10 protein-coding genes and 1 pseudogene are annotated in these 10,240 nt (G+C 44.6%); 10 read left to right on the forward strand and 1 reads right to left on the reverse strand.

Translation table 11 applies throughout. The annotated features are described in order from the left end of the window. The 6 genes and pseudogenes from OCV77_RS16125 to OCV77_RS16150 form a co-directional block, all read left to right on the forward strand. Positions 1-95, forward strand: a pseudogene (locus OCV77_RS16125) (response regulator transcription factor); the annotation flags it as partial. After that, positions 92-1,123: a sensor histidine kinase gene (locus tag OCV77_RS16130; protein WP_262575985.1), complete on the forward strand. Its 1,032-nt coding sequence runs from the start codon at positions 92-94 to the stop codon at positions 1,121-1,123. The pseudogene OCV77_RS16125 and the gene OCV77_RS16130, both read left to right, overlap by 4 nt. Positions 1,124-1,288: 165 nt before the next feature. Continuing rightward, positions 1,289-3,322 (forward strand): FtsX-like permease family protein, encoded by a 2,034-nt coding sequence (locus OCV77_RS16135; protein ID WP_008816372.1) that lies wholly within the window; start codon positions 1,289-1,291, stop codon positions 3,320-3,322. A 129-nt stretch (positions 3,323-3,451) separates the two neighbouring features. Next, positions 3,452-3,712: a hypothetical protein gene (locus OCV77_RS16140; RefSeq protein WP_008816373.1), complete on the forward strand. Its 261-nt coding sequence runs from the start codon at positions 3,452-3,454 to the stop codon at positions 3,710-3,712. Positions 3,713-3,717: 5 nt separating this feature from the next. Beyond that, a complete protein-coding gene (locus tag OCV77_RS16145; protein ID WP_008816374.1) occupies positions 3,718-4,383 on the forward strand; it encodes an ABC transporter ATP-binding protein in 666 nt (221 codons plus the stop codon). A gap of 14 nt (positions 4,384-4,397) precedes the next feature. Continuing rightward, complete coding sequence (locus tag OCV77_RS16150; RefSeq protein WP_008816375.1) at positions 4,398-6,890, forward strand: ABC transporter permease; 2,493 nt, start codon at positions 4,398-4,400, stop codon at positions 6,888-6,890. A gap of 256 nt (positions 6,891-7,146) precedes the next feature. Here the strand turns inward: OCV77_RS16150 and OCV77_RS16155 are convergent, their stop codons facing one another. Next, positions 7,147-8,187, reverse strand: coding sequence for a DUF6076 domain-containing protein (locus OCV77_RS16155; protein WP_008816376.1), 1,041 nt, complete (start codon positions 8,185-8,187; stop codon positions 7,147-7,149). A gap of 302 nt (positions 8,188-8,489) precedes the next feature. Between OCV77_RS16155 and OCV77_RS16160 the strand changes: the two genes are divergently transcribed. The 4 genes from OCV77_RS16160 to mobQ all read left to right on the forward strand — a co-directional run. Further along, positions 8,490-8,714, forward strand: a complete 225-nt coding sequence (locus OCV77_RS16160; RefSeq protein ID WP_005362423.1) for a helix-turn-helix domain-containing protein — start codon at positions 8,490-8,492, stop codon at positions 8,712-8,714. Between the two features lie 147 nt (positions 8,715-8,861). After that, positions 8,862-9,065, forward strand: a complete 204-nt coding sequence (locus tag OCV77_RS16165) for a hypothetical protein (RefSeq protein WP_004614949.1) — start codon at positions 8,862-8,864, stop codon at positions 9,063-9,065. A 286-nt stretch (positions 9,066-9,351) separates the two neighbouring features. Continuing rightward, positions 9,352-9,669: a DUF3847 domain-containing protein gene (locus OCV77_RS16170; protein WP_008816380.1), complete on the forward strand. Its 318-nt coding sequence runs from the start codon at positions 9,352-9,354 to the stop codon at positions 9,667-9,669. A gap of 2 nt (positions 9,670-9,671) precedes the next feature. After that, on the forward strand, positions 9,672-10,240 hold a 569-nt coding region (gene mobQ, locus OCV77_RS16175; RefSeq protein WP_262575987.1), incomplete at its 3' end, for a MobQ family relaxase.

The following is a 10,240-nucleotide window of genomic DNA, read 5'->3' on the forward strand; positions in this document are numbered from 1 at the left end:
GTATTCGCAGCAAGATTGAAGCCGACGGCGGCGCACCCTACATCAAGACCGTTTACGGCATGGGGTATCAATGGACGGGAGGCGAGGCAAAATGAAGTTTCAAAACCTCTCGGTAAAGCGGCTGTTTGGCCGGGGGGCAATGGAGCTTGCCCTCTCCATGTCCGGGATCACCATAGCTCTTTTTCTTGTGACAAAACAGATTGCGGTGCTGCTGACAGGCGGGGCGCTGCTGCTGTGCGCCATTGTAGGGATTTTTGTACTGACGCAGGCGTTTGGAAAGCGACTGTCGCAGTTTACCACTGACCTGTGCCAGACCTTAGACCACATGATCGCCGGAAATGAAGCACCCCAGCGGCCAGAGGACAGCGAAACCCAGCTCGCCAGAATCGGGCACCGGCTGGCGAGACTTTACCAGATCATGCAGGAGAACCGCCGCCGGGTGGACGAGGAACGGCAGGAGTTACAGACCCTTGTATCGGATATTTCCCATCAGGTAAAAACGCCGGTAAGCAATCTGAAAATGGCGACGGACACCCTGCTGGAAAAGCCTATGACCGAGGCGGAGCGTACCGATTTTATCCGTGGAATCCGCACCCAGACAGATAAACTGGACTTTCTCTTTCAGGCTCTTGTGAAAACCTCACGGTTGGAAACGGGCGTAATCCAGTTGAATAAGAAACCGGTCTGCCTCTTTGATACCGTGGCGCAAGCCATGAGTGGGATCGTGTATGCAGCGGAAAAAAAGAAAATCGCTGTATCTGTGGACTGCCCGGAGAATTTGACCTTTTCCCATGACAGCAAGTGGACATCCGAAGCCCTCTTTAACCTGTTGGACAATGCGGTGAAGTATACTCCGGCAGGTGGAAAAATTACGGTGTCGGTGATACCGTGGGAAATGTATGTGGAGATCAAAGTAGCCGATACCGGCAAGGGCATTTCCGAAAGCAATCAGGCTGCCATCTTCCGGCGCTTTTATCGTGAGGAAGAAGTACACGAACAGCAGGGCGTGGGCATTGGCCTGTATCTGACCCGCGAGATCGTAACACGGCAGGGCGGCTACATCAAAGTGGTTTCTGAGCCGGGCAAGGGTTCAGAATTTTCCATTATGCTGCCGACAAAATAGAATGCGGCGGACGGCCATTTCCGGCTACCCGCCGTAAATTTTTTTGAAATGTCCGAGCGTTGTAACATTTCACCTCGATTTTCAATGAAATTTTTTGGCCGCTGTAACATTTCGCGGACATTTAGGTTTTACAATACCCTTATCAAATATGGAGGTGATACAACTATGACATGGCCTTTTGAAAATGACACCAGCGCCATTACAAAGAAGCTGGCGCAAAGAAGCTTCAAAGCCAACAAATTACGAAATATTGTTGCTGTAATAGCAATCGTTTTAACATCAATGCTTTTTACTTCTGTAACGACTTTATGTGTTGGAGCGATCCAGTCTATACAGACAACTATTTTGCAAATTAGGGGAACCAGCCCGTCCACTGGCACATCTGTAAATTGGATTGCCATAATAGCAGCCCTGTTTTTTATTATGATTTTTGTAATAACGGGCTATTTGCTCATTCGCAATATTTTTGAGATTTCTGTTGTTCAAGAAATAAAGAAATATGGCTTATTAAGAACAATCGGAACAACGGAGAAGCAAATCAAGCGAATTGTTTATAAGCAAGCATTTTGGCTGTCTATAATTGGTATATCTATTGGGTTGATTTTAGGATATATAGTAGGAATACTTATGCTTCCGTGGATTCTTAATTTTATGAAAGGCGAGTATCACAATCTTTCTGTGAACTTGAGTTTTAATCCTATTATTTTTGTCGTTGCCGGGATATTTAGTGCGATTACTGTTTGGGTGAGCATAAAGAAACCATTCAAAATTGCAGCTACGATTTCGCCCATTGAGGCAACTAGATACTATGAAAAAGACAATTATCATAGTGCCAACAAGAATCGTCTTTCGTTTAAGAATAGAATAACAGAAATGGCATGGAGAAATTTAAGAAGAAATTCAAAGCGTACCATATTTATCGTCTTATCCATGATACTCTGCATTATTCTCCTAAACAGTGCAATCGCAATCGGAAATAGTGTTGATGTTAAAAAATATGTATCTTCTGTTACCTCATTTGATTTTGTTGTGGCAAGCCCAAACACATTTTCTAATGTGCAAGGTTTTCGATTTAAAGATGATTCTGTTAGTAATGAAATCATATCTGATATTGAAAATAATATTCCTGTGCTGAACGGAAGTCGAATTTATAAAAACACTTTGGATGATGTCAGTGTTACTTATGATTATGGTAGTTTGGTCACGGAAGTATTAGACGAATACACAGAAGATAATCACCTTATACGAAGTGGTATGGTTGATGGCAGAACTTATCCAGTAAAACTCGGTGTTGATTATCGACCTCTTTGCAATATTTACGGGGTAGAAAAATCAATACTTCCTAAATTGAATTTCATTGAGGGAGAAACAGATATACAGCAACTAACCTCATATTTGGAAAGTGGAAACTATGTTATAGAAATTTCAGCGATCAACCCAAATGAATCTCCTGAATTTCTTTGTCCGCTCAATCAGGAAGTTACCATTTACAAAGATGGATTGCCTTATAAAACGGTTTCGGTAATTGCGCGTGCAGTGGTTGATTTTTCATTGGTAGAATCTCCGGGTAAGAATGTTGGCTACACTGATGTTGGCGGCGATTGTCCTATTTTCTATATGAGTAATGAGATGTTTGTGGAATTGTATAACAATCCAGCCATAATGAGTTATGTGTTTGATGTGGAAAAAGAACACTTTTTGCCAGCGACCGAGTACATCAATTCTTTGCCTACCGTTGAATACGCATCGTCTGAAACATTGGCACAAACTATGAATGGATTAAAACAAACTATTTTTATCATAGGTGGCCTTATTGGGTTTCTATTAGGAAGTATCGGGCTTGTGAATTTTTCCAACATCATTATAACGAGCATTATAAACCGGCAACGGGAATTTGCTACATTAGAGAGCATCGGAATGACGAAAAAACAAATTAACAAATTGACCGTATTGGAGGGATTGTTTTACGCATTTCTGATTTGTGTAATGGGTTTACCTCTCTCTCTTATTGTTGCAAATACAATTCTTCCTACTTTCTTTAATCAACCTGACTTATGGCTGTTTACAATACAGCCTACGATTTTCCCGTTGATATTAGAGGGAATTGTTATTTGCGTTGTGGCGATTATAGTTCCTCATGTTTCGTTTCGCTATTTTAGAAAAACAAGTATTGTAGCTCGATTAAGGGTAGTTGAATAATAATTTTGAAATGTCCGAGCGTTGTAACATTTCACCCCGATTTTCAATGAAATTTTTTGGCCGCTGTAACATTTCGCGGACATTTGGGTTTTACAATAGCCTTATCAACAAAAGCGAGGAGGCGACGCAATGGAACTGACCCCGACATTGATTTTGAATCTGGCGCTGCTGATCGTCCCGCCCGCTGTCCTTGTGCTGGTGTTCCGGCAATGGCTGGCCCGGCACATCCGCTGGACGGTTGCCTTGACTGCTCTCTGTGATGTTCTCCTGTTTTGGGATGAACTGTTCTACTATGAGAGCTTCGGCCTGTTCGCTGGGCTGATTCTGGTACAGTTGGCGGCCACCGGCGCGGCAGCGTTCCGCATTTACAACAAACAAAGAAAGGATTGAATTTTATGAGTATTTTACAGACTATCGACCTGAAAAAGTATTACGGCACAGAGCCGAACATTACCCGCGCCCTTGACGGTGTGAACTTCTCCGTGGAGGACGGCGAGTTTGTGGCCGTTGTGGGAACATCCGGCAGCGGCAAGTCCACCCTGCTTCACATGATGGGCGGGCTGGACACTCCCACCAGCGGAACCGTGATCGTCCGGGGCGAAGAACTGGCAAAGAAGAACGATGAACAGCTTACCATCTTTCGCCGCCGCAACATCGGCTTTATCTTCCAGAACTATAACCTTGTTCCTATTCTGAATGTGTATGAGAACATCGTCCTGCCGGTGGAGCTGGACGGGGACACGGTGGATCAGAAGTTTTTGGACGAAATTGTTCACCTACTGGGGCTGGAAGATAAACTGAAAAATATGCCGAACAATCTATCCGGCGGACAGCAGCAGCGTGTGGCGATTGCCCGCGCTCTGATTACCAAACCGGCTATTGTGCTGGCCGATGAGCCAACCGGTAACCTTGACAGCAAGACCAGCGCCGAGGTGCTGGGACTTATCAAGCGCACCAGCGCGGAGTTCCGGCAAACCGTTGTAATGATTACCCACAATGACGACATAGCCCGCCTTGCAGATCGGATTGTCCGCATTGAGGATGGCAGGATTGTGGAATAAGGAGGTGGCAAGCTATGACATGGCCTTTTGAAAATGATACCAGTGACATTGAAAAGAAGCTGGCAAAGCGCAGTTTGCATCGTGAACGGCAGCGTAATTTATTTGCAATCATTGCTCTTGTGCTAACTGCATTTATGATAACTGCGACATTCAGTATTGGTTTTAGTTACTTTGAAACCTACCAAATGCAACAAATTCGGTTAATGGGAACTACCGCTGATGTCGGAATCACAAATGTAACAGAAAATCAGTTGGTTGAAATTTCAAAATCAAACCTTGTCCTTGACGTAGGTATACAGCAGCGTTTAGGCAGTGTTGATACAGAGCAACTGCAAAATGCGAGATTAGGTATAGTTTGGATAGATGATACCGAGTGGGAACACCACCGTCTTCCTACTATATCAGGTGTTGTAGGAAATTACCCATCAAGTAAAAACGAAATTATGCTACCTACATGGGTGCTTGAACAGATGGGCATTTCTGATCCGCAAATAGGGATGGAGATTGTGTTGTCATACCAAATTGGCGATAGCTATGATTATGTCACGGACACCTTTTTGCTGTCGGGCTACTATACGGACTACATTCCAATGCGCACAAATAATCGTGGTTATGTTTATGTTTCATCCGCTTTTAAGGATAGCTTAAATGTATCACTGGATAATAGTGTTACGGCAATGATCCGTTTTCAAGGCAATGATAATGCTGACAAAAACTGTGAAAGATTGCGGCGTGAGATTGACTTTACAGAAGGGCAAACATTTGAAATTGTACCATTAGAACAGGCAAATGGTGGAACTATTATTTTAGCTGTAATAATTTTAGCAGTTTTTATATCCTTTAGCGGCTATCTGCTGATTTATAATATTCTTTATGTCTCTGTCATAAAAGATGTGCAATTCTATGGCCGTCTTAAAACGATTGGAACGACTCAAAGGCAGATAAAGAGAATTATCTATAAGCAGGCAATCAGAATCTCTTGTATTGGTATTCCGATTGGTCTGTTACTTGGTGCGGTTGTTTCCTTTGGCATTGTTCCTTACTTCCTGAATATGATGTATTCAACAAATTCTGATGTGGGAACAAAAGTATCTTTTTCGCCGTTTATTTTCATAGGAGCGGCCATATTTACGTTCATTACCGTTATGATTGCAAGCATGAAGCCCGCCAAAATTGCCGGAAGTGTTTCACCAATAGCAGCACTCCAATATACAGCAGCCAGCACAAAGAGCAGCGCCAGAAATTGTAGCAAAATGAAGTTGTCCAGAATGGCATGGAACAATGTCTTTCGTAATGCTAAGAGTACAACCCTTGTTTTTGCATCGCTTTTTTTCGGCCTTTCCTTGTTCCTTGTCGTCACAGGGCTATTACATGGTTTAAGCCCGGAGAATTATGTGAGCCAATGGGGAGTAAGCGATTTTGCACTCACATATAGTATCCACGAAAGAGAAGATTTAATTTCCAGCGAAATGGTTTCAGAGATTGGTCAGCTTGACGGCATTGAGAATTTGAGGTTGACCTATGCACCTTATCCTCAAGTAGCAGTAGATGTTGTATATGACGATGCTGTATTTCACGAGTTTCTTGCGTCATTAGACGGAGTAAACGGCATTGATTTTTCTGATCCGGCAAAATTAGAAAATTATCAGCAAAACTTTTTTAGCGGGGTTTTTGGAATTGACAGTGCATATTTGGAAGAAATCAATAAAACCTTAAACTTGCCTATTGACACGTCTGCCTTTGAACAAGGAAAGGTTGTGCTGCTGTCCAAAACAGTAGAAGACCTTATTCAGCCGGGGCAGGAAATAACAATCCAGACGCAGAACGGACAGCATTCCTTTATTGTAGCGAACGGTTATTTGAATGAAGGGTTTCGAGCAGGAGGAGGCAATGAGAGAGGGACGGCTCCTGATTTGTATATTAGTCAAACAGCTTTGAAAGAACTCTTTCCGCAATATAGAGTGTTCCGCGTGGCCTTTGATACGGATGGTCAACATGACGAAAGTATACTGCAAGAATTAAAGCAAATCACCGCATCACAAGCTAACATTGATATTATATCCCGATATGAACGGCGAGAAGAAATGCAGGAATATCTCATTACAGCAAAGGTTTTAGGAACAGGGTTGTCCGTGATCCTGCTGCTTGTTGGTGTCATGAACTTTGTCAATACAATGGTTGTCAATGTAAATACTCGGCGCTATGAATTAGCTGTTCTTGAAAGCATTGGAATGACAAAGCGACAAATCAAACGAATGCTATTTATGGAAGGTTTCTATTATTGGGGCGTTTCCCTTTCCCTTGCAGTCACCATTGGAACAGCAATCTTCATCTTGCTATATATGATTTTTAGTAAAGTGGCCTATTATGCTGTTTTCTCCTATCCATTTATCCCGCTGGTGCTGGTGTCTGGACTGGTGTTGCTAATCTGCCTTATTGTGCCTATATGGGTCTACAAAACTGACGTTAACCTTCCAGTTGTGGAGCGATTGCGGTTGACAGAGTGAGTTTAATCAAATAGCAAAACATCCTTAGATCAATCATATCGAAGCGGAGCAGATTTTAGCTGCTCCGCTTCTTTAGTATTTTTCAAAAAATTCTTTTGAAATGTCCGAGCTTTGTAACAATTCAGCCTGTTTTTCTGTCGAAATCAAAGGCACCTCGGACATTTATAGTTCTTCCAAAAGTTTGATGATAATATTACCATTCATGGAAGAAGCAATCTGTTATTGCAATAATGCGAAATTGACGATAGAAAGTTTTTCATATCTCGGTCAGCTCAACAATTACATTACTCTGCTGATACAGCCAGTCCGTAAATTCTTTCGGGCTGGCCGTTCCTGTTTTTACAGCCTTTTTTCTCTGTAAGGCTTCTTTCTTAAAGTCGGAAAAGGAAGCCTGTATTTTTTCCAGACGGTCAGCCGGAAAGCCTGCGGTATTTTTTACCCGGTTTATTTTGTTGCGCCAGTTCTGGCATTCATTTTTATAAAGCAGGTCATAGTTATTTTCTCTTGACCTCTCGTCAAATTCCCGCTTGTTTTGAAGCGCCTGTGCTTTTCGGCACTTGTCGCTGCACAGCTCATACCGCTGGCTCTTTGCCAGAAAATATTTTCCACAGACCTTGCACCGCCGGAAGCAAAGCCCCCAGTCATTCAGCCTGTTCAGATAATAGGTAATCAACGGGTAGAGGGACGCATAGGCAGACACACATTCTTCTGTGCGCCGGTTGTCCGGGAACCAGAGGTCAAGCCGGGTATCTTCTGACGGTGCGCCTTTGAAATAAAGGCTGCCAGCTTGAAATTGTTTCGGTTTTCCTGTCTCCCTGTCAAAGCTCATGGTTTCGTTTTGGAATACCCCGGTCAGTCTGCTCATTTTATCCATGAAGCGGTCACAGGCAGCGTTACGGTCACGGGGTTCTCTGGCAAGCAGATAGCTGTTCCAGATACGGAACGCCACATACATTTTCAGAGGGTCGTTGCTAAGATATTTCTCCCAAAGAAATTCGCTTGCCGCCTGCTCCAGCTCCGGCTGTTTCCATCGGTTGGAGTGGAGAGCTTGCCGCAGCGGAGAAAGCCCGTATAAGTTCCAGTCTCTGTCCGTGTCACGCTCAAAGTTTATCAAAAAAGTTCCCAGTGGGCGTGTCATATCACAAAGCACCTCTGCGTTTTGGCTCCCGTTCAGACGGAAGCGGATCTGCTGTTCTTCCCCAATCAAAATCCGCTCTTTCATTTTCTTCCTGTCCAGCGTCAGGACAAACAAAATCCTCTCAAAACATGGCTCATGCCGTATAAACTGATTCTCCATCCCTATCCCCTGCCTTTGTTTATGGTAATTATATAATTCAGTTATATCCGTTACACTCATGGTATCGCAGAATCATTGTTTTGTCAAGGATAGTACGCTATGATGATTGCGGTTGGTAATTTCGTACCGCACAGTACCTTGACAAGTGAATGACCGTCCAAAAGGGATATGACCGGCAGGAGAAGTGACGCATTCGGCGCACCAATGCAGGGAAACACCGCAGGAATGGGGCAGGAAAACGGCTTTTGGGGAGAACGGCAACAGGAAGCATTTTAACCTATTTGATTTATGGGAGGAACAGAATGAACGATAAAAAGAGATTGAACAGCTACGAGGATTTACCGCTGGTTCTGGATGTGGCGGACATTCAGCGGATTATGGGAATTTCAAGAGCGAGCGCCTATGAGCTGGTACACACACCCGGCTTTCCAGCGTTCCGCAGGGGCAGACTTATCAAGGTCAGCAAAATTGCTTTCTTTGAATGGATGGCAAAAGGCTCCGAAACCGTACCGGGAAGCGACAAATAAGCGTGAGGTATCATTCCCTGACTTGCAATACTGCCGCACTTTCCAAAGGGGCATACAGAGGGAAAAAAACTTAAAAATGATACCGAGACGCTACATCAAAACAGCCTATCTGCGTACATCAGATAGAAACGGAGAAAGGAGCCGGTTATGGCAAGAATGAGTAACAAGCGGCGGTTGGAATGGTCTTTCTTCTTAAATGACCGCAGCCGTATCACTTACAACGAACTGTGCCGGAAATGCCAGCACGAATGTAAACAGAGCTTCCGGGCGGTTGTGGTTGACTGCCCGAAGTATCTTTCCAAGCGTTCCAAGAAAAAGGACAAGACTGCCGGAAACGGCAAAATCCCTTAGGAACTAAGGGCGCACTTCTATACATAGTCTAAAGACCATGTATCGTGCGTCCTGCGGAGCTTACCTCTGCCGCTGATAAAATCAGCAATCCGAGGTCTGCGTTCGCTTCGCTCCGACAAGGTGGCTACACCCCCTTGCGCCGCTAAAGCGGCTATCCCCTGTGTACCCGCCGCAAAGAGAAATCCGCTCTGCGGTTTTCCCTTTTCATCGGGTTTTATAGAAGCACTGACACACGGACTGTCTGCGGATGGTCTTTCTTTATCTTATCAGCAAAGGATGTGAGAACATGGAAAAATCTTTGGAACAGTTGAAGCAGGAATATGAAAAAACCACTGTCCTGCTGGAACAGGAAAAACGGAAAATGCAGCGTTTGAAAAACCGGCAGGCGTATCTGGAAAGCGGTTCCCGGAAACAGAGGACGCACCGGCTGATTACCCGTGGGGCAGCTATTGAGAGCATTGCACCACAGACAAAGGAGCTATCCGAAGCGGAATTTTATTCCCTCATGGAAAGCATTTTGAATCTGCCGCAGGCGGAGCATTTCATCCGGTCTGCCACAGAGAACCACGCCCGTATTTCCGGGCAGGAGAAAGGCGGTGACTAAGGATAGCACTTTATCATTTTTCAATCGCACAGATCAAGCGCAGCGCCGGTCAGAGCGCCATTGCCAGCGCAGCCTACCGAGCCGGGGAGCGTCTTTACAGCAGCTACTATGGAGAAGTCAGCGATTACACCAAAAAGGGCGGCGTGATTGCTTCGGAAATCATGCTGCCGCCCCATGCGCCGGAAATATATCTTGACCGGGCGACCCTCTGGAATGCTGTGGAGAGCTGCGAGAAACATCCAAAAGCACAGCTTGCCTATTCCTTTGATATTGCCATGCAGAATGAATTGACACTGGAAGAAAACATGGAACTGGCGAGGAAGTTCGTGCAGGAGCAGTTTGTGGCAAAAGGCATGATTGCCGACCTTGCTTTTCACAGCCCGGAGAAAGAGGACGGCGGCATCCCTAACCCGCATTTCCATGTGATGACAACCATGCGCCCTTTGAACCCGGATGGCACATGGGGGCAAAAACAGCGGCGGGAATATCTTCTTGATGAAGATGGAAACCGAATCCGGGATAAAAACGGCGATTATATGTTTAACGCTGTCCATACAACAGACTGGCATGA

Source organism: Suilimivivens aceti (genome assembly GCF_025567405.1).
In the GTDB taxonomy this organism is placed as follows: domain Bacteria; phylum Bacillota; class Clostridia; order Lachnospirales; family Lachnospiraceae; genus Suilimivivens; species Suilimivivens aceti.

Bases quoted from the DNA above. Each gene is read 5' to 3' on its own strand.
- OCV77_RS16130 (WP_262575985.1), top strand. From the start codon at position 92: ATGAAGTTTCAAAACCTCTCGGTAAAGCGGCTGTTTGGCCGGGGGGCA.
- OCV77_RS16135 (WP_008816372.1), top strand. From the start codon at position 1,289: ATGACATGGCCTTTTGAAAATGACACCAGCGCCATTACAAAGAAGCTG.
- OCV77_RS16140 (WP_008816373.1), top strand. From the start codon at position 3,452: ATGGAACTGACCCCGACATTGATTTTGAATCTGGCGCTGCTGATCGTC.
- OCV77_RS16145 (WP_008816374.1), top strand. From the start codon at position 3,718: ATGAGTATTTTACAGACTATCGACCTGAAAAAGTATTACGGCACAGAG.
- OCV77_RS16150 (WP_008816375.1), top strand. From the start codon at position 4,398: ATGACATGGCCTTTTGAAAATGATACCAGTGACATTGAAAAGAAGCTG.
- OCV77_RS16155 (WP_008816376.1), bottom strand. From the start codon at position 8,187: ATGGAGAATCAGTTTATACGGCATGAGCCATGTTTTGAGAGGATTTTG.
- OCV77_RS16160 (WP_005362423.1), top strand. From the start codon at position 8,490: ATGAACGATAAAAAGAGATTGAACAGCTACGAGGATTTACCGCTGGTT.
- OCV77_RS16165 (WP_004614949.1), top strand. From the start codon at position 8,862: ATGGCAAGAATGAGTAACAAGCGGCGGTTGGAATGGTCTTTCTTCTTA.
- OCV77_RS16170 (WP_008816380.1), top strand. From the start codon at position 9,352: ATGGAAAAATCTTTGGAACAGTTGAAGCAGGAATATGAAAAAACCACT.